Annotated in this window: 22 protein-coding genes and 1 pseudogene; 18 read left to right on the top strand and 5 right to left on the bottom strand. The window is 31.7% G+C overall.

Annotated elements, in window-relative coordinates; translation table 11 throughout:
• The 9 genes from ACJAX4_RS04780 to ACJAX4_RS04740 form a co-directional block, all read left to right on the top strand.
• The coding region (locus tag ACJAX4_RS04780; protein ID WP_435788316.1) for a hypothetical protein at positions 1 to 209 on the top strand (209 nt) is incomplete at its 5' end.
• Positions 210 to 370: 161 nt separating this feature from the next.
• A protein-coding gene (locus tag ACJAX4_RS04775) for an IS1595 family transposase (protein ID WP_435788315.1) occupies positions 371 to 1404 on the top strand; the annotation gives its coding sequence in 2 pieces (ribosomal slippage) (positions 371 to 887 and positions 887 to 1404; 1035 coding nt in all).
• A 142-nt stretch (positions 1405 to 1546) separates the two neighbouring features.
• Positions 1547 to 1777 (top strand): hypothetical protein, encoded by a 231-nt coding sequence (locus ACJAX4_RS04770; protein ID WP_435788314.1) that lies wholly within the window; start codon positions 1547 to 1549, stop codon positions 1775 to 1777.
• Positions 1778 to 1836: 59 nt separating this feature from the next.
• The gene (locus ACJAX4_RS04765; RefSeq protein WP_291645016.1) at positions 1837 to 2046 is read left to right on the top strand and encodes a hypothetical protein; all 210 of its coding nucleotides are present in this window, start codon (positions 1837 to 1839) and stop codon (positions 2044 to 2046) included.
• Positions 2047 to 2431: 385 nt separating this feature from the next.
• Complete coding sequence (locus ACJAX4_RS04760; protein ID WP_435788313.1) at positions 2432 to 2935, top strand: amidase domain-containing protein; 504 nt, start codon at positions 2432 to 2434, stop codon at positions 2933 to 2935.
• 213 nt (positions 2936 to 3148) lie between these two features.
• Positions 3149 to 4486 (top strand): ice-binding family protein, encoded by a 1338-nt coding sequence (locus ACJAX4_RS04755; protein ID WP_435788312.1) that lies wholly within the window; start codon positions 3149 to 3151, stop codon positions 4484 to 4486.
• Positions 4487 to 4811: 325 nt separating this feature from the next.
• On the top strand, positions 4812 to 5270 hold the full coding sequence (locus tag ACJAX4_RS04750; RefSeq protein WP_435788311.1) for a PH domain-containing protein: 459 nt from the start codon (positions 4812 to 4814) through the stop codon (positions 5268 to 5270).
• Positions 5267 to 5524, top strand: a complete 258-nt coding sequence (locus ACJAX4_RS04745; protein WP_435788310.1) for a hypothetical protein — start codon at positions 5267 to 5269, stop codon at positions 5522 to 5524. The genes ACJAX4_RS04750 and ACJAX4_RS04745 overlap by 4 nt, the downstream gene beginning before the upstream one ends.
• Positions 5525 to 5549: 25 nt before the next feature.
• Entirely contained in the window at positions 5550 to 5894 is a 345-nt protein-coding gene (locus tag ACJAX4_RS04740; protein WP_435788309.1) for a PH domain-containing protein, read from the top strand.
• A 9-nt stretch (positions 5895 to 5903) separates the two neighbouring features.
• On the opposite strand, the gene ACJAX4_RS04735 is transcribed toward ACJAX4_RS04740, so the two are convergent.
• The gene (locus tag ACJAX4_RS04735) at positions 5904 to 6479 is read right to left on the bottom strand and encodes a C40 family peptidase (protein ID WP_435788308.1); all 576 of its coding nucleotides are present in this window, start codon (positions 6477 to 6479) and stop codon (positions 5904 to 5906) included.
• Between the two features lie 105 nt (positions 6480 to 6584).
• Here ACJAX4_RS04735 and ACJAX4_RS04730 point away from each other — a divergent pair, with 105 nt between their 5' ends.
• Both ACJAX4_RS04730 and ACJAX4_RS04725 read left to right on the top strand, forming a co-directional pair.
• The gene (locus ACJAX4_RS04730) at positions 6585 to 6962 is read left to right on the top strand and encodes an HIT family protein (RefSeq protein WP_435788307.1); all 378 of its coding nucleotides are present in this window, start codon (positions 6585 to 6587) and stop codon (positions 6960 to 6962) included.
• Between the two features lie 99 nt (positions 6963 to 7061).
• Positions 7062 to 7874 carry an alpha/beta fold hydrolase gene (locus ACJAX4_RS04725; RefSeq protein WP_435788306.1) on the top strand — a complete coding sequence of 271 codons (813 nt, stop codon included), beginning with the start codon at positions 7062 to 7064 and terminating at the stop codon, positions 7872 to 7874.
• 24 nt (positions 7875 to 7898) lie between these two features.
• On the opposite strand, the gene ACJAX4_RS04720 is transcribed toward ACJAX4_RS04725, so the two are convergent.
• Both ACJAX4_RS04720 and ACJAX4_RS04715 read right to left on the bottom strand, forming a co-directional pair.
• A complete protein-coding gene (locus ACJAX4_RS04720; protein ID WP_435788305.1) occupies positions 7899 to 8912 on the bottom strand; it encodes an ABC transporter permease in 1014 nt (337 codons plus the stop codon).
• The gene (locus ACJAX4_RS04715) at positions 8909 to 9649 is read right to left on the bottom strand and encodes an ABC transporter ATP-binding protein (protein ID WP_435788304.1); all 741 of its coding nucleotides are present in this window, start codon (positions 9647 to 9649) and stop codon (positions 8909 to 8911) included. The genes ACJAX4_RS04720 and ACJAX4_RS04715 overlap by 4 nt, the downstream gene beginning before the upstream one ends.
• Positions 9650 to 9933: 284 nt before the next feature.
• Between ACJAX4_RS04715 and ACJAX4_RS04710 the strand changes: the two are divergent.
• A pseudogene (locus ACJAX4_RS04710) lies at positions 9934 to 10751 on the top strand (alpha/beta fold hydrolase).
• A gap of 92 nt (positions 10752 to 10843) precedes the next feature.
• Here ACJAX4_RS04710 and ACJAX4_RS04705 read toward each other — a convergent pair.
• On the bottom strand, positions 10844 to 11092 hold the full coding sequence (locus ACJAX4_RS04705) for a hypothetical protein (RefSeq protein WP_435788303.1): 249 nt from the start codon (positions 11090 to 11092) through the stop codon (positions 10844 to 10846).
• A 577-nt stretch (positions 11093 to 11669) separates the two neighbouring features.
• On the opposite strand from ACJAX4_RS04705, the gene ACJAX4_RS04700 reads away from it, so the two are divergent.
• From ACJAX4_RS04700 to ACJAX4_RS04685, 4 genes are all read left to right on the top strand, one after another.
• Entirely contained in the window at positions 11670 to 12269 is a 600-nt protein-coding gene (locus tag ACJAX4_RS04700) for a hypothetical protein (protein WP_435788302.1), read from the top strand.
• Positions 12270 to 12374: 105 nt separating this feature from the next.
• Entirely contained in the window at positions 12375 to 12854 is a 480-nt protein-coding gene (locus tag ACJAX4_RS04695; protein ID WP_435788301.1) for a hypothetical protein, read from the top strand.
• A gap of 219 nt (positions 12855 to 13073) precedes the next feature.
• The gene (locus ACJAX4_RS04690; RefSeq protein ID WP_435788300.1) at positions 13074 to 13778 is read left to right on the top strand and encodes a response regulator transcription factor; all 705 of its coding nucleotides are present in this window, start codon (positions 13074 to 13076) and stop codon (positions 13776 to 13778) included.
• Positions 13775 to 15193, top strand: a complete 1419-nt coding sequence (locus ACJAX4_RS04685) for an ATP-binding protein (RefSeq protein WP_435788299.1) — start codon at positions 13775 to 13777, stop codon at positions 15191 to 15193. The genes ACJAX4_RS04690 and ACJAX4_RS04685 overlap by 4 nt, the downstream gene beginning before the upstream one ends.
• A 76-nt stretch (positions 15194 to 15269) precedes the next feature.
• Here ACJAX4_RS04685 and ACJAX4_RS04680 read toward each other — a convergent pair whose 3' ends face one another.
• Positions 15270 to 15875, bottom strand: coding sequence for a hypothetical protein (locus ACJAX4_RS04680; protein WP_435788298.1), 606 nt, complete (start codon positions 15873 to 15875; stop codon positions 15270 to 15272).
• A gap of 291 nt (positions 15876 to 16166) precedes the next feature.
• Between ACJAX4_RS04680 and ACJAX4_RS04675 the strand changes: the two genes are divergently transcribed.
• Together ACJAX4_RS04675 and ACJAX4_RS04670 are read left to right on the top strand one after the other, a co-directional pair.
• A complete protein-coding gene (locus ACJAX4_RS04675; RefSeq protein WP_435788297.1) occupies positions 16167 to 17531 on the top strand; it encodes an alpha/beta fold hydrolase in 1365 nt (454 codons plus the stop codon).
• 108 nt (positions 17532 to 17639) lie between these two features.
• The gene (locus tag ACJAX4_RS04670) at positions 17640 to 18647 is read left to right on the top strand and encodes a phosphodiester glycosidase family protein (protein ID WP_435788296.1); all 1008 of its coding nucleotides are present in this window, start codon (positions 17640 to 17642) and stop codon (positions 18645 to 18647) included.
• Positions 18648 to 18658: the final 11 nt, after the last annotated feature.

Genomic DNA, 18658 nt, shown 5'->3' with positions numbered 1-18658 from the left:
GTGATAAATTAAATAACATCCCTCAGAAATTAAGAAATATGAAGACTGCAAAAGAAATTCTTAATGAGGAGAGAGACCATATGGGGCCTTATATGGCAAAACTTGATACAGCAATAGCAGGACTTCAAGAGGAATCAGATGAAGTTAAATTTATATATAAAGGGATACAACATAGTTCAATATCTATGACCAGTATAAAAATAGGTTAAATCTAAGAGGAAATAAAATATATTTATAAACAAATGAAAAGATGTGAAGAGTTACTTCACAGCTTTTATATTTGGCTATGTTAGACATAAATAGTGATATTGTATATATTTTTGCAGAATGTGTTATAATAAGGCAATAGATACATTTATGAGGTGGTTACATGCCAAGTGTGGGAACTTTAAAAACAGAAATAAAAACTCTTTCTGAATTTGCATTACAAGACTTATTTGGTTTCATTGGCGAAATAATGACACTTAACTCATTAACCCGCAATCTTCCTAAAGATTGTAGAGAATCCAGATTTGCCAAGGGAGAGGTCTGCCCTCATTGTAATTCAACTCACGTTGTTAAGAATGGCAAGTTAAATGGTAAGCAAAGATATAAATGTAGGGGTTGTAATAAAACTTTTAATGACTTCACAAAATCTGCATTATCATGCACCAAATTATCTTTAAAAAAGTGGATAGAGTATGGTAAATGTATGGTTACGGGGTATAGTATAAGGAAAAGTGCTGAAATCGTAGAAGTAGGTGTTAAAACCTCATTTTATATGAGGCATAAAATACTTGATTGTATAGGAACATTTATGGGTACGGGAGATGTTGATGGCGGTGTAGAAATGGATGAAACCTTTGTAGCCGAGTCGTTCAAAGGTAATCATAAAAAAAGTGGATTTTAATGCCGAGACATTCTCGTAAAAGAGGTAAAGAAATTAAAAAACGTGGTATAAGCAATGAACAGATATGTGTAGCCACAGCAATAGATAGAAATAACAATATTATTCTTGAAATGGTATGTAAGGGCAGAGTTGGTTATAGAGACCTTGAAAGGCTTTATGACGGTCACATAGACAATAATTCTATTATTTGTACTGATAGCCATAAAAGTTATATTCGATTTGGTAGAAACCTCAATTTAGACCATAAACGTATTATGAGAGACCATTATAAAAATGGTATTTATCATATTAATCATGTAAATAGTTTGCACAGTCAGTTTAAAAAATGGATGGAGAAATTCAACGGAGTATCAACTAAATTTTTGGCGAATTATCTCCATTGGTTCAAGTGGTTACAATGTTTTAAAGATGATAAAGACATAATAAAAAGCAAAAATATTATAGTTCATAGTACAACATACTTTGTAGATACCAGAATTGCTAATTACAAAGGTAGAGAACCTATTTTTAGATAATTAAATTCCTTATACTTGAAATTTATGTTATGGTTAGTATATAAATTAACTATAATTTAGTAAACACTTGTATAATAATGTTCATCAAATTAAAATTTTATAGTATTGAACAATAGTAATTTTTTTTGGAGGATTGATATATTTGTATATGATAGTAGTACCATCACTGATAACTGGTGTATTTATAATATGTGGAAGTATAATACTTGGAAGATATATTTTAAGTATCAGTGAAAACAACGAAATTGGAACATATCAAATGATTATGGTAGATGAAAAATATATAGTTGTTTTGGATACAAGGACTGGACAATATTGGAGGAAACCTATTGTAGATAATTCTTCTATTAAAACAACCGATAAGTACGCATAGTTCATATATGTAATTAAGTACGAATTAATATAATAATGCATATTCAAAGGGGGGATTTTATGAAGCCATTAGGTATAGGATTGCTTACAATTGTAATTGGATATATGTTATCAATGTTTTTTTCAGGATTAGGAACAGATGATGCTAATATGTCATATGTAGTTGGATGTATTAACGCTGTATTATATTTATCAGGAATTGTTTCAATATGGGGATATTTAATATTGAAAGAATTAAAAGATAAAAATAATGATAATAAAAATAAATAAAAGGATAAATCGCTTCGCAACATTCTTGTATAGTTCATCAATTATAAATTTACAATACTTTAACAGTTGGGAATATAAAATGGGCTTGCCATGAATAGACAAGCCCATTTTATATGTATTATCCTCATTATTGTCTAACATAGCTTTATATTAAAGTAAAGGGGGGCTTCGCTTTAATCATTGTTATAATCTATATTTAAAGAATAACATATAAATGTGACAATATAATGAATAAAATGTGCAGATATTGTTAAATATTAAGCAATGTCTGTATTTATGCTAAAAAATATAGGTGATTATAGATTATTTTAAATATTATTAGTTGTAAACAATAAAAACATATAGAATATTATATTCAGATGAGAATTTTTAAGGAGTTAATTTTATGACTAATAGATATAATAGAGAAGCAGCTGTAAGTTATGCTATAAAATATGCGCTTGTTCCAAACCGTGAATATAAATATTATAACGCTATAGGTGAGGGTGGGGGAGATTGTACGAACTTTATTTCTCAGTGTTTAAAAGTTGGGGGAGCACCCATGGATTATAATAATTTAAGACCTTGGTGGTATGATATGAGGCAGGGAAAAGCTTCAATCTGCTGGGCTGTTGCTCATTCGCTATACTGGTACTTAAAAACAAGCCAAAACATAAATAAAATCAAAGGGCGAGAAGTGGATGATATAAGAGAACTCGAGATGGGAGATTTAATATTCTATGAAAACTACAATAATGTTATTTTCCATTCTACAATAATAACTTCATTAGTAGAAGTCTATGGGAATAGAGAACCTCGTATATCTCAACATACATCTAACCAACTAAATGTTACCTATAAAAAAAGCTATGATTATAAAAAAGCACATTTTATTAAAATTATATTATGAATTAGCTTCTTGGAGCTTTTAATTTTTTTCCATATTCTTATTGTAACTATAAATTATGGTACTAATATCAAGGAAATATGTGAACTTTGTGGAAGACTGGAGCATAAGAAAAGGACTTTAGTCCCTGTTGAGATAGGGACAATAGTCCCTATTATAACGTTTAAATTAGAAGTATAATTATATAATAGAAAACAAAAGAAATAGGAGGAAATTATGAAAAAAATATCTACATATTTATTAGCTCTAACCATGGTATTACTTTCGTTTAGTTCAGCGTTTGCGGCACCAACGGTGCTTAAAGCTCCAAACGACCTTGTTGCAATTGGTGGAGATTCACAAATTAATCTAACGTGGTCACAAGTTCAACATGCTACTTATTATAATGTTTATGGATCACTTGATGGTTTAAATTATAATTTAATTAGCGATCCTACGACTGTCACTGAAGCGACTTATGATGTTTCTGGACTAACAAATAGTAAATTATATTACTTCAAAACATCTGCAGTAAATACAGATGAAGAAAGTACATATTCTAATGTCGTTACTGTAAAACCTTCAGTGGGAAGTGCAGCAGTAAACCTTGGAACAGCTGGCGATTATGCTATTTTAACAAAAACAGGCATATCTACAGTACCTAATTCAGTTATTACCGGAAATATAGGAGTTAGTCCTATTGATTCCACTGCTATTACTGGATTTTCTTTGACAGTAGATGCAACTAACGAATTTTCAGGTTCCACTCAAGTTACTGGAAAGGCATTTGCAGCAGATTACGCTTCTCCAACTCCTAGTAAACTTACTACATCCATAAGCAACATGGAAACAGCCTACACAGATGCTGCTGGGAGAGCTGCTGATTTTACTGAACTATATACTGGAGACATAAGTGGTCAAACACTTACACCTGGTGTATACAAGTGGGGTACTGGTGTATTAATAAATTCTGATGTCTACCTAAATGGTGGAGCAGATGATGTTTTTATTTTCCAAATAGCTAAAGGAATTACCCAAGCAAGCAACACTAAAATTATCTTAACTGGTGGAGTTCAAGCTAAGAACATCTTCTGGCAGTCAGCTCAAACCGTTGAGATTGGCACTGGTGCACATTTTGAGGGAATTGTATTAGGAAAGACAAATATCAGTATGGGCAATAAGGCATCCATAAATGGAAGACTTTTAGCACAGACTGCAGTGACTTTGATTAAAAGCACAGTTGTAGCTCCTTCAAATGAGCCTGAAACACATAATTATTCTATCGATATAAATGGAAATGATGCTATAGAACTTGGGCAAAGCGCAAATTACCTTAGTCATGTATATGATAATGGTGTAGAAGTGCTTGATAAGTCTATACAATGGAATGTGAAGAACCAAGACAATTCAACTCCTGTTATGGCTAGTTTCACTTCAATAATAGGAAATGCTGTTACTGTAAAGACTTACAGTGAATCCAGCTATGTGAATAAATATGTAGTGTTATCTGGTACTTTGACAGATAATCAAAGTATTACAATAGAAAAACTAGTCCAAATTAAAAGCTTACAATAATTTGAACTAGTAAATAAGGACTTGCCCTCGGGTGAGTCTTTTTTAATAGGTACAATAGGATTAAATCTACAAAAAAACGAAAAAGTTGTGAACTGTAATTCACAACTTCTTATATTATTAAAGTAAAGGGGGACTTTGCTTTAATGATTAATTTAACTATATTTAAATAATAACATATAAATGTGACAATATAATGAATGAGATGTGAAGGATGTGTTAAATATTAGACAATGCGGATTATTTTTTTAATATATAGAACAGAATTTTGATAAATAAGAAAATTTATACTATACTAATCGTACAGTTGTTTTTAATGGAGGTTATTATGGAAAAGATTTCGCCGTATTCAAAAAAAATGTGGACAATAGAGGGATTATTCTCAACAGGAGTTATTCTAGCTATTGCAGTAGTATTAAATATATTTTTAGAGTTTAATGCATTATGGAAGTATGGGCTAATTTGCTGCATATATGTACTAGCCTTTTTAATATTAATTTATTCATTGGTTCTTCCCAAATATAAGTATGAAAAATATAGATACCATATGAATGATGAGAGAATCATCTTAAAATATGGAGTATTTACTGAAAGTAATGTAATTATTCCTATGAGGAGAGTCCAGTATGTAGACACAGAACAAGGTATAATATTAAAGAGATATAAGCTTATAAAATTAACAGTGCATACTGCTGGAGGGGAATATAAAATTCCTTATTTAGAAAGCGAAATAGGGAGTAATCTTGGAATGACTATTACGAAAATAGTTCAGGAGAAATGCATATGAGTGAAATAAAACATACACATAAATTCACGATTTTTTCAGAGGTCTTTCGGTATATAAAAAACAGCATAATTCCTCTTTTTATATTTTTAATGTCACAAGCGTCAGAGTATTTAAAAAAATATGGAGGAAATTATGTAGCAGTTTTCTTACTTGTAATAATTGGTTTAGCTATAGTTAAATGGAAGAAAAATATATATTGTATACAAGATGAAGGTATATATATAAAAAATGGAGTATTCGAGATGCCTGGATAATTTCTTTCAGGATATTTTGTCTGAAATGAATATAAATTGTGACTTAGTAAAATCTCCTAGAAAAGCATTAAAGGGATTTATATTTATATTATTACCTGTTATAGCAATTTGGAATTATATAAGATTTATTGATAATGGTATATATTTTGATGATGATTTAATTGTGATGAGATATAGAAGGTCAGGCAGGGAAACTGTTATAATTCAGAAGGAATGTATTCAGTCAATTGAAAAGAGACAAAATATATTCCAAAAAAGAAAAGCTGTTGCTAAATATAAAGTGAATATAGCTGGAGATATTTTAGGTGAATCCTATACGGTTGGATATATAAACCAAAGCTATCTCAAAGACATTTTGGATAGTGAATAATAGTGTCCACTATTTTATTAATCTTTTACCAATCACAAAATTTTCCTTGTAATAGCCAGTTAAGTAAGATGTTTTAATTACATCATTATCTTTAGGTGAATGCATAAATTTATTATTTCCAATATATATTCCCACATGAGATATTTCAGAAGGGACAGCTAGATTAGTCTTAAAAAAAACTAAATCACCAGTTTCAAGACTATTTATATTAACAGAGGCACCTTCATTTACTTGTTCCATTGTTGTTCTAGGTAAATTCATATCAAAGTTTTTATAAATGTATTGTACAAACCCCGAACAATCAAATCCACCACTTAAATACTTACCAGTAGTATCGAATATTGCTGGGGTTGTACCACCCCATAAGTATGGCATCCCTAAAAATGCATTGGAGTAGGACACTATATTATTACCGCTTGTTAATGTATAGTATTGAGTACCTTGCTCAATATATTGAGATTTGGTTAAAGGAGTATCAAAATTAGAGAAAATAGTAAAAATCATGTATACTAGTATTATTAATGCAATAATAAGGAGTATTAAACCAATTGGTAATGATTTTTTTTTTCTTGATGGTGTTCTCATAATTCAACCCCTTAAATAATTTTAAATACCTTATATTAAATTACTGTATTCATTCTAATAATATTCTAAAAATTTTATAAATATAAATGAAAGGAGATAAAAACAATGTCAGATTGTATATTTTGTAACTACGATGAATCAGAAATATTAGCAGAGAACAAATTCGCATTTGCCATATTAGATCATTTCCCAGTAAATAATGGCCATTGTTTAATTATACCTAAGAGGCATTACCCTAACTTCTTTGATTCAAAGGAAGAAGAAATTAAATCTATATATTCACTAATGCATGAAGTTAAGGAAATTTTTGATATTCAATATGAACCAGCGGGTTATAACATAGGGATAAATGTAGGAGGCTATGCAGGGCAAACTATAGATCATTTACATGTTCATTTAATTCCTAGATATGTAGGAGACGTGGACGACCCAAGAGGGGGAGTAAGGAATCTAAAAGAAGCAATGCTGGACTATGATGGATAAGTTTGGAAGTAATGAGCAAGTAAATATTATTTTTGTATTAGGAGTTTCCACAAGCGCATAAGCTATTACTAGATAAAATTTTTTTGTGGGGGTTTCGAAATGGAATATTACATTAAGGTAGAACCAGAAGTTAAAGTGTATGTGGAAGACATAAATCCAGATGGCAAGAAAATAATAGTGTTTATACATGGCTGGCCATTAAGTCATAAGGCCTATGAGTATCAGTTTAATGTGCTCCCTAAAATGGGATATAGATGTATTGGAATTGATACCAGAGGATTTGGTAAGTCAGATAAGCCTGCAAGTGGGTACTCTTATAATACATTAGCTGACGATTTAAGGTGCGTAGTTGAAGCACTTAATTTACGGGATTTCACGCTCGGTGGACATTCTATGGGAGGGGCAATTGCAATTAGGTATATGTCTCGCCACAAAGGGTATGGAGTATCAAAACTTGCTCTTTTTGGAGCCGCGGCACCTAGCTTAACTATGCTCCCGGATTTTCCATATGGATTGCCTAAGGAAGAAGTTACAAAGCTTATTAATCAAACATATAATGATAGACCTAAAATGCTAAGAGATTTTGGCGACATATTCTTATTTCAGTATGCTACGCAGCCTCTATCAGATTGGTTCTTTAACTTAGGGTTAGAGGCTGCTGGATGGTCAACTGCTGAGTGTGCAATGACTTTTAGAGATGAAAGTTTATTTCCTGATCTAGAAAAAATAAAGGTTCCAACCTTAATTCTTCATGGCATTCATGATAAAGTTTGTCTATTTAAACTAGCGGAAATTATGAACCGATCAATAAGAAACTCTAAGTTAGTACCATTTGAGTACAGTGGACACGGATTATTCTGGGAAGAACGCGATAAGTTTAATTATGAACTTACGCATTTTATAGAAGAATAAATATGAAACCCTCGCTCTTATTCTTTATACTTTTCTATATTTTTTAAGAGCGAGAGTGTTTAATATAAGAAATAATACCGCGTATCCTATAAGTATAAGTAAATCATACTTAACGTCTATAAGACTCTTTCCTCTTAGCATTACATCTCTTAGTGCCTCTGCTCCATAGGTCATAGGTAATATTTTTGATAATACTTCTGCCCAAATAGGCGCATTTCTGAGATCAAAAATGCCACTGAACATAATCTGAGGAACTATTACAATGGGTATAAACTGAAATAATTGAAATTCATTACGTGCAAATGCAGAAAGAAGAGTTCCAAGTGCTAATGATCCTGCCGCAAGTACTAAATTTATTACAAGTACTGCCCAAAAGCTCCCCACCATTGGTACATTAAGTCCGTATACACTGAAGAGTTGAAGTATTATAGTTTGAATTGATACAAAGAGGCCGAAACCCAGAAAATAACCTAAAACTATCTCCCATCTTTTTAGGGGCGTTGCAAGTATTCTATCTAACGTTCCGCTTATTCTCTCTCTTAAGAATGCAACTCCAGCGATTAAGAACACGAAAAAGAAGATAAAGAAGCCCATAAGAATTGGAGCCATTGAATCAAATGCTCCCATATCCATAGAACCATGTAAGAAATTAATTTCCGGCTTTTGCAGCGCACTATTTGGGGAAAGCTTGTTTAATGTATTCATAACTACGCTAGTTATAGATGGGTCGGCACCTTCTAGTGTAATAGTTTGTTTATTTCCATTGAAAATTATATAAGCATCTATACTTTTATCTTTTAAATTTTTCAGTGCAATTTCTTCATTATTAACTTTATTAACATTGGCTAGGCTTTGTAGTTTTGTTACATACTCATCTGGTGCTGAAATAACATCAATATTTGGAGTTGTGGTTCCTGAGGTTAAAATAGCACTTAAAAGATACATTACAAAAACAGGAGCAACAAACATAAGGGCTATTGACCTTTTGTCTCCTCTGAGCTGTTTAATTAATCTTTTAGCAATTGATAATACTCTCATATGCTTTTCACCTCTCGTTTCCTTCCATAATAGAGAAATGCACCTTCCACAGTACTCTCTCCAGAAGTTTTCATTAATTCTTCCGGAGTGCCTATAGCTATTATGCCTCCATTTCTAATTAAAGCAAGTCTATCACAATGTTCTGCTTCATCCATAACATGAGTAGTAATTATAATTGTAACGCCCTCATGTCTTAACCTCTGAAATTCCTTCCAAAACTCAATTCTAAGAACAGGATCAATTCCAACGGTAGGTTCATCAAGAATAAGTATTTCTGGTTTATGTACTAATGCTATAGCAAGGGATAACCTTCTTTTCATTCCACCAGAAAAATTTTTAACAAGTTTTTTACCTTCACCTTTTAGAAGAACTAAATCTAAAACCTCATCAGCTCTTTTTTTAGCTTGCTTTCCCTTCATGCCATATAAGGATGCAAAGAATAAAATGTTTGAAGTGGCGTTTAAGTCTTCATAAAGCGCATCACTTTGAGCCATATATCCTATTTTTGAAACCGCTGAAAGTGAGGGCATTTTAGTTCCAAGCACACTTACAAATCCATCAGTAGGTTCATTCATACCAACAATAGCCTTTATTAAAGTGGTTTTACCTGAACCAGATGGTCCAAGAAGACCAAGAATCTCACCTTTTTTCACATCCATGTTAATATTCTCAAGTACTACAAATTTTCCGAACTGTTGCTTAAAATTCTCTATTTTAATAACATTTTCATTACTCATTTATTTTCTCTCCTTTAACTCCGATTCCATTAATTAGAATATCAACTATTTTGTCTTCTTCTGATAGACTTTCATCGAATAGGTAACTATAGTATTCCTTATTATCATTCATTATATCAACTCTTTATAAATTATTAATTTAAACAAAATGAGTGACTACTCACTTTTATTATTTCAAGAAAAAACACTATGTCAATAGAAATGATTTTACATTGGAATCAATTAACAAATTGATATCAGAAAAATAATATAGAATGTAAGACTATTATTTTGGAGGTAATTAAGTGGGGTATTATGTAAGAGTAGAAGAAGATGTAAAGATTTATGTAGAGGATATTAACCCAAAGGGGGAGAAAACGATACTGTTTCTTCACGGATGGCCAGGAAGTCACAAGTTGTTTGAATATCAGTTTAATGAACTTCCTAAAATGGGGTTTAGGTGTATTGGAATAGATCAGAGGGGTTTTGGTGATTCGGATAAGCCTTTTGGTGGTTATGATTATGATCGGTTATCAGATGATGTTCGGGGTGTTGTTAATGCACTTGGATTAAAGGACTTTACACTGGCTGGGCACTCGACAGGTGGCGCGATTGCCATTAGATACATGTCAAGGCATAACCAATTCGGGGTATCAAGACTCGCCCTTTTTGCAGCGGCAGCCCCTAGTCTTATAAGGCGTCCATATTTTCCGTATGGTCTACCAAAAGAAGCGGTAGATGATATCATTAAGGAGACATATATTGATAGACCTAATATGCTTAGGGGTTTTGGAGACATATTCTTCTTTCAACATATAACACAGCCATTGTCAGATTGGATATTTCAATTGGGACTACAGGCAGCAGGGTGGCCACTGTGGCTACATCCAAGTCTTGGCTAGATGAAGAAAGATTATTTTATGATCTTTCTAGAATAAGTGTTCCAACATTAATTCTTCATGGAATCCATGACAAAGTATGTCTCTTTCCATTAGGGCAGGCACAAAATAAAGGGATTAGAAATTCTAAACTCGTACCATTCGAATTCAGTGGTCATGCATTGTTTTATGATCAGAAAGATAAATTTAATAAAGAATTGGCAATGTTTATCGATAGTGAATGATATAAATTTAAGATGGATTTAAGAAGGGTATTTGGATATGCATATCAATATGGGCCGTGCTGTAATTGCATGGTCATTATTATAAAGGGATACTAAAAAATGAATATAGCTGTAATCACTAAAAATATTCCGAGTTTTTTATTCCCCTTACTAATTCCTTTTGAATCTATCTTCTGTGCCATATTAATTTGATTAAATCCAAGAAACAATTGGGTGAAACCTATAAATATAGCCATAGTCACACCATTAACATAATTAAAGATGTATGAAAATGACAAGAAAATGGTAATAACACCAAAGGAAATTGATACCATTAAGTACGGTTGTTCATTGATTTTCATTACATCGCTCCTTTGTCAATTAATACGCGATATTATATTGGCTCATGTTAAAATAAAACACACGGTAAAAACCTGTGTTTTATATAGATTAGATGGAATAAATTCAAAAAAGTTTCAAAAAAAGTGAAACTTTTTTAAAAGAACTATATCTAATACATATAAGGTAATGGTAAACGCTGCAATTAAACTTCCTGAATTTCCATGGGCCAAAGCGTCTTGGAAAGTAATTAAAAAGATTTAGAACCCCAAACTTTTGCTCACCGTCTATTAATATTATGTTATCATAAATAAACATATAAATTTAAAAATTGTCTTTATAAAGGGAGGTTGAATAGTTCAGAAAAATATTGTGTTTTGTTTTTTATCTGTTGTATTCTTCATTTTGTACTATAAAGTATTGTTAGGAATGTGGACTAATTGGGTACCTCTTAATGGTACAACTGAGGTTATCAGTATGTTTATTTTTATTTTTGTTAATATTCCTCTTTCTCTTATAAGCGCACAAACTCTTATTAAAATCATCAAGAATAATTAATGGTGGACTACCCCATAGCATTAAGATTTAGGAGGCGATTTTTTGAAAAAGAGAATAGGTTTTACTATTTTAGCAATAATGATTGTTTCGCTAATTTCACTACTACTATTAGTTAAATTTGGTAACGGTGAGAAAACAGTAGCCGATTTAATAAACAATGAAGGGTCCATGAAATTAAAAATTATCCATGAAGAAAAGACTGATAAAGGAAGTATAGTATTTTGTAACACTGTAGGTCGAGATGGGTTATCTACTGTCATTGTAAGAAAGACGATAAGCGGTTATAAAGATGTTTATAGTGGTGGCGAAGCGGATATAAAACGTGTAGCAAATAAATTTGGAGTATCCTACACTTATTATCCAAACATAGAAAAAACTTCACTTCCAATATATTTTGGAATTATCGGTAATCCTGCTATTAATAAAGTAAAGATTGTAGAAAAGAAAAGAAATATTGAAGGGCAAGCAAAAATTATCAATGCTAATGGTATGAGAATATGGCTTGTTTATATGAATAAATTTGAAGGTTCGGATTTTGATATTATTGGTCTTTCAGCAGACGGTAGGGAATTAACTAAAATAGATGGAGATATATCACCATATTATGCAGAGCAAAAACCATTTAAAGGCTATCAAAACTAATGAAGTACTTATGCCATATTATTTTACATGAGCCATACAATATAAAAAATGTTATAATTTAAGTAGAACTATTGTAAAGAATAGATTTTTGAGAGGGGGGTATGAATGGTAATTTTAACAATAATAGTTTTTATTTGTAATATTTTTGCTTTTTTAATAATATTAAGACAACCACATACAGTACGCAATCATGGCAAAATTATTATAAACGCAAATAAAAATAAAAATAGATTTTTGACTGTATTTTTTGCTGGGGTAGTTATTATCCTCTGTTGTATATCAGGGTATTTACAATATACGCGAAACGGTGATATTTTTTATATTTTATTGACTATATTATGGATTGAAACTGAAATTTTTTATATAATCAAAGGTTTACATGTTTCAGAAATAAGAGAAGAGGGGATATATGCTTCTGGAAACTTTTACGAATGGTCTAAAGTTCAAAGCTATAGTTGGGTATTACCAACTACTATTCAATTTAAAGTTAATACATTTTTCATAGCTAAGTGTGATTTTGAATTTACCATAAAAAAAGAATTAAAATCAAAAGCAAATGAAACACTACAAAAATACGTTCTTTAAATCTGAATTAAGGGAAGTTAAAAAAAATTAAAAATTGCAAAATAGAAATAAGCAGAAGGCTGTTAAACCTTCTGCTTATTCTATTGCTAAATACATGCTATTTTATGCAAACGTTAGAAAGTCACTTTAATAATTGGATTGGAATTTATTGTGTTATAGAGGTATAATTTAATTGTTTACATGTAATATAAAATACAAATAATAGGGGGAGGTGCTCTTTTGAATATATTAATTGCTGAAGATGAAAGGCACATTAGAAACCTTTTACAGCTACAACTTGAACAGGAACAATACTCTGTATTTTCTGCAAGTGATGGCATAGAAGCTTTAGAGATTATACAAAAGGAAAACGTAGATTTAGCCATTCTTGATGTTATGATGCCACGGTTAGATGGCTTTAATCTCTTACGTAAAATACGTGAAACAAGCAATTTTCCCGTAATATTTCTCACAGCTAGAGGTGATGATATGGACAAGATACTGGGGCTGGGAATTGGCGCAGATGACTATCTTGTAAAGCCCTTTAGTATGTCAGAACTTCTTGCTAGGGTTTCTGCGCAGATTAGGAGAAACCTTGAATACTCTTCTCAAAAGACAGAAGTATTTTCGAAAATAGTCTATGGAAGCATTTGTTTAGATAAACATACATGCTGCGTTTATAAAAACAATAAGATGGTGGAAATGAATGCAAAAGAATTCCTGCTACTTAAGTACATGATGGAAAGTCCTGAAAGGGTTTTTACTAAGAAACAATTGTACAGGGCGGTGTGGGATGAGGATGCTTATTACGACAATAACACTATAATGGTACATATCAGTCGTCTAAGAAATAAGTTGGAAACTGATTCTAAAAACCCAAAATATATAAGGACTATTAGGGGTATCGGATATAAGTTTCATAAGTACAGTGAGGGTACATTATGAACAGGAGACTGCAAAATAGATTTTTAGGCAACTATGCCATCATGTTTATTATTTCCATAATGATAGCAGCATTTGCTTTGTTGCTTTTGGGATTTGCAAATGATGTTATATCTAAGACACTAGTCCAGAATAATTATACTGCAAAAAGCATAATGCAAGATAATTATAAAAGCATTAATACAAAATCAGTTATTGATAATGGTGGTGGAGTACAAGTAATTAACACCAAATATGAAGTTGTATTTTCAGAGGGTATTAATACAATACTTAAGGATAAGCTTACCACAGCGGAATTTACAGATTTCCTGATGAATAGTAAAAGTACAGGAAGATCTTACAGTTATAGTATTGAATACAATTCCAATGAACAGTTTTGGGTTATAGTTACATTTCCTACTTCCATCAGAATTGATTTGGCTATTGTCCATAACAAAGACTTCGCATCTATTGATACACAAGGTTTAGTAGGTCTTATTGTTGCAGTTGTTGTTTTTTACTTAATACTGCTTGCAATAAGCACTATAATATATTCAAAGTTAACATCTATTGGTATCATAACTCCCCTAAAAAAGCTTTGTGACAGTGCAGGACGTTTAAAAGATGGAGATTTTTCTTCCAGGGTAAATCTTAATCTGAAAAATGAGTTTGGCGAATTAGAATATATTTTTAACGAGATGGCCGAGCAAATTCAGCAGGAAATATCTCTTAGAAAGCTATCAGAAGAAAATCGCAAAAGACTTATACTTGATATTTCACATGATCTTAAAAATCCACTTTCATGTATAATGGGCTACGCGGAGTTCTGCAATAACAATCCTGATTTATCAAAACAAGAACGCATTGCGTACTTAAAAATTATATATGAAGATAGCTTGAGGGCAGATAATTTAATTACGGACCTTTTCGAACTATCTAAAATGGAGACGTCTGGATATTCAATTAGTAAAACCAAAGTTGATATATGTGAATATATGAGAGAAGAAATAGTTGCTTTCATAACAATTTTTGATCAGTTCGAATTTATCTATGATTTTGATATTCCTGAAAGTGAAATCTTTGCTGAAATTGATGCGAAGCAAATGGATAGAGTGTTTCAAAATCTCGTATCAAATACTTTAAAATATAATCCTAGAGGAACAAAGATAAGGATTAGGGTATCTGAGCAAGGTGATGAAATAGTTATTACTTTTAAGGATAATGGAATAGGAATACCAACAGAAATTGCAAAGGACATATTTAATCCGTTTGTAAGAGTAGATAGTGCAAGAAATTCACAGACAGGCGGTACTGGACTAGGGCTTGCAATCGCTTTTAAAATTATTGTGGCACATGGCGGTAATATGAGGCTTAAAACAGAAATCCATTGTGGTTGTGAGTTTATTATAAATATTCCGCAAAGTTTGGATTCCTGCTAAAAGAAAATCAAGATGATAAATTGCAGTATAAAGCCACCAAAATAAATGGTGGCTTACTTAATTTCTACATATATTACTACTCCATAGAACTAATATCATACCTGATTACTGTAACCACGTTTTTATAGTTAAAAAACTCAAGGTTTATTTTTCTCTTCTTATCTACATATCCAATTACTGGCACGCCAATATCAGACATTCGATTATAATAATTTTCACCATAAACTTTAATAACATCATCAATTTTGCTTCCTAATTTAATGCCTTTACCCGTTTTAACAGTAGAAATTGATTGGCCGTTAACTAAAATTATTCTAATAATCTGTTTCCGTTTATTTGTTGCAATTATTAAACTATCGTCTAAGGAATAATAATCGTATAAAGTATTATCCAATCTTTTAAGATTTGTTCCATACTTTTTTACAAACTCTTTGCTATCAATATTATCATACAATTGAAGTCCACTTATGTTCTCTTCAATGTTAGTTGTTTTAGTGAGTATAAAACTACTTGATCTTTTTAAATATTGATTAGCACCAAATACAACACAACATATTAAAAGTAAAATGATAGTAATTATTTTAAATGTTTTATTTTTTTTAACCTTTTCCTTAATAAGTTCTAAAACAATCAACGTCATTGTTATTAGAAAAATAATTAGTACAATTACTATAATGACCAAAAGATCAGCCCCCTTATTATCTTATTAAATACCTAATTCCTTATCAGTTTCGGTTATACGATTATACCAAATTATAGTTATAAAAATCAAATATTCTTAATGTGATAAAATCATAGAGTTTTATTATTTTATAGTTAGTTATATAGCTTCAAGTAAGAGGATTTAAGGTGGATTTAAGATTAGAAGCATGCTCAGTTAAGTATCTCTAGCTATAGTAATAGTAGGGTATATAAAAAGTACTGGTCAAAGGAAACAGGAAAAAGATTACTTGTTATAAAAAAGGAGACTTATATGAAATCTATATTAAAAGAAGAAACGACTATCAGCGGGAAGAAGACGCATTGGTTACTTAAACCACGTTTTCTATTACCGATAATTACAGCAGTTATATTACTTTTGTACGTTACTCTTATACGTCCATATCTTATGCCTAATATGAAAACTGTCCCAATAGAATTAGGATTTGGAATAATACTTATTCTATCTCTTGTGTTTGCAATAGCAACTCTTATTATCACCATTTTAATTACAGCAGTTATTGCTGTTTATACCCGTACAAAAGCAAAAATAATGACTTGGCTTTTGAAACTTCGCAAACAGCTTATTGTAATAGGAGCATTACTATTTGTAAATATTATTTCTATACTATGTAGCCAGTGGATGGCATACACTCCACCTATACTTTCAGATAAAGGGGACCCTGTAGTGGATAGTATTGCTGTATTAGAAAAAGTAACTCTAGGTGACAGTGAGCAGTGGATAACTATCCGCGGGAAAAACAAGAATAATCCGGTACTACTTTTCCTAGCTGGTGGGCCAGGCGGATCGCAGCTAGCCGCAACTAGAGAACAATTAGTAAAGCTTGAAGAAGACTATGTGGTTGTTAACTGGGATCAACCAGGGTCTGGTAAGTCAATGAATGCTATACCACTTAAATCAATTACCCCTGAGCGGTACATTTCCGATGGTCAAGAACTAACAAAGTATCTATGTAAAAGATTTAACCAGGAAAAAATATATATACTTGGTGAATCGTGGGGGAGTGCACTCGGAATACTCCTTGTGCAAAGCTCGCCAGAACTATTTTATGCCTTTGTTGGTACAGCTCAGATGGTCGAATTCGTTGAAACCGATGTTCGTATGTATGACCTAGTGCTCAAGCTAGCAAATGAAAGGGGAGATATAGAACAAATTAAGAAGATGAAAGATCAAGGTCTACCACCATACTATGGTAAAGGAATGGTTTGGAAATTTAGTTCCCTCTCACAGTATTTGGCTAAATATATGACAAAAAACCCTGAGATTGAGAGGCCGGGTTATAATACACTAAGCGAAATTGGAGGTTCTGAATATGGTTTGTACGATAAAGTAAGTTGGATGCTTGGTTTGGTTACTACTTTCAATCAAGTCTATCCACAGTTGTATAATATAGATCTAAGTAAGCAAGCTATAAAATTAGATGTTCCTGTTTACTTTATGATAGGTCGCCACGATGTCAACGCATCACCAGAAATGGCTAAGGAGTATTTTAATGCAATAGAAGCTCCACATAAAGAGTTTATTTGGTTTGAACACTCAGGACACGATCCATGGAGGAACGAGCCAGACAAGTTAGTTGACCTTATGGTAAATGTAATACTTAAGGGAGAAAAATAATCTATTAATCATATTACCATATTTAAGAATGTTATTGATTCTTTAATACTATAATAAATAAGGGACATTTATTATAGTATTTTTCGTTAATGAAAAAGGATGGGATTTATGATAAAAGTAAAGAAAAGTATAAAAAATATATATGGGATTGTTTTATTATTTATAATATTTGAACTTGTTTTCACAACAATTACAGTCCCCTTTATGGTTTATTATGGTCCGTTTAAAAATGTAAAAACTACAGTAATAGGTGCAGCAATGACGACGAGTAGTTTAAAATGGCTAGTAACATCATTTGTATCGGATGAGAAAATAAAACGAATTATGAGTGAGCAAAAGATAGATTCAATAGTTCAAGATAAGCCAAACGATAAAAATTTTGGTGTAAAAGTAGAAAAGAAAAATGATTATAGTATTGAAAGATATGATATAACAGGAAAAAGATTTAAAGGATATATATTAATAATTAATGATCCAACAAGGGTAAAAGTTGGCTACAGCACAATGCTTGGGACTGAAGGTCAACTTACTAGTGAAATTGCAAGATACCACAAAGCAGTTGCAGCAGTGAATGGTGGGGCATTCTCAGATGGGGTTTCAGGATCACTTTGGACGGGAACGGGAGCTAACCCGGAGGGAATTATAATGTCTGGTGGAGAAATTATTTTTAATAATATAAAAAGCGAAAACGATAAAGTAGAAATTATAGCATTAACCAAAACGGGAAAGCTGCTAGTTGGTAAAAACAGTATTAATGAGATGAAAAAAAATGGAGTAACTGAAGCGGTATCTTTTGGTCCGGCGCTTATAGTTAATGGTGTGAAAACTATAAATAGTGGTGATGGTGGATGGGGCATCGCACCTAGAACTGCCATCGCACAAAGAAGTGATGGAGCGATAATATTATTATCGATTGACGGTAGAGAGATTAACAGTTTAGGGGCTACTTTAAAAGAGGTACAAGATGAATTGTATAATTTCGGGGCTTATAATGCTGCTAACTTAGATGGGGGTTCTTCTTCTACCATGTTTTATAATGACGAAGTCATAAACAATCCATGTGACAGTCTGGGGGAGAGATCTGTACCATCAATTATATACGTAAAAAATAAATAACCTTGAATGGA

The sequence above is a fragment of the Clostridium sp. genome (genome assembly GCF_051278035.1).
GTDB lineage: Bacteria > Bacillota > Clostridia > Clostridiales > Clostridiaceae > Clostridium_AD.
This window is presented reverse-complemented; position numbering and strand designations above follow the sequence as displayed.

Coding starts and splice junctions, on each gene's coding strand:
- ACJAX4_RS04685 (WP_435788299.1), top strand. CDS start 13,775: ATGAACAGGAGACTGCAAAATAGATTTTTAGGCAACTATGCCATCATG.
- ACJAX4_RS04725 (WP_435788306.1), top strand. CDS start 7,062: ATGGAATATTACATTAAGGTAGAACCAGAAGTTAAAGTGTATGTGGAA.
- ACJAX4_RS04740 (WP_435788309.1), top strand. CDS start 5,550: ATGAATATAAATTGTGACTTAGTAAAATCTCCTAGAAAAGCATTAAAG.
- ACJAX4_RS04750 (WP_435788311.1), top strand. CDS start 4,812: ATGGAAAAGATTTCGCCGTATTCAAAAAAAATGTGGACAATAGAGGGA.
- ACJAX4_RS04720 (WP_435788305.1), bottom strand. CDS start 8,912: ATGAGAGTATTATCAATTGCTAAAAGATTAATTAAACAGCTCAGAGGA.
- ACJAX4_RS04745 (WP_435788310.1), top strand. CDS start 5,267: ATGAGTGAAATAAAACATACACATAAATTCACGATTTTTTCAGAGGTC.
- ACJAX4_RS04735 (WP_435788308.1), bottom strand. CDS start 6,479: ATGAGAACACCATCAAGAAAAAAAAAATCATTACCAATTGGTTTAATA.
- ACJAX4_RS04760 (WP_435788313.1), top strand. CDS start 2,432: ATGACTAATAGATATAATAGAGAAGCAGCTGTAAGTTATGCTATAAAA.
- ACJAX4_RS04715 (WP_435788304.1), bottom strand. CDS start 9,649: ATGAGTAATGAAAATGTTATTAAAATAGAGAATTTTAAGCAACAGTTC.
- ACJAX4_RS04705 (WP_435788303.1), bottom strand. CDS start 11,092: ATGAAAATCAATGAACAACCGTACTTAATGGTATCAATTTCCTTTGGT.
- ACJAX4_RS04730 (WP_435788307.1), top strand. CDS start 6,585: ATGTCAGATTGTATATTTTGTAACTACGATGAATCAGAAATATTAGCA.
- ACJAX4_RS04670 (WP_435788296.1), top strand. CDS start 17,640: ATGATAAAAGTAAAGAAAAGTATAAAAAATATATATGGGATTGTTTTA.
- ACJAX4_RS04755 (WP_435788312.1), top strand. CDS start 3,149: ATGAAAAAAATATCTACATATTTATTAGCTCTAACCATGGTATTACTT.
- ACJAX4_RS04765 (WP_291645016.1), top strand. CDS start 1,837: ATGAAGCCATTAGGTATAGGATTGCTTACAATTGTAATTGGATATATG.
- ACJAX4_RS04695 (WP_435788301.1), top strand. CDS start 12,375: ATGGTAATTTTAACAATAATAGTTTTTATTTGTAATATTTTTGCTTTT.
- ACJAX4_RS04675 (WP_435788297.1), top strand. CDS start 16,167: ATGAAATCTATATTAAAAGAAGAAACGACTATCAGCGGGAAGAAGACG.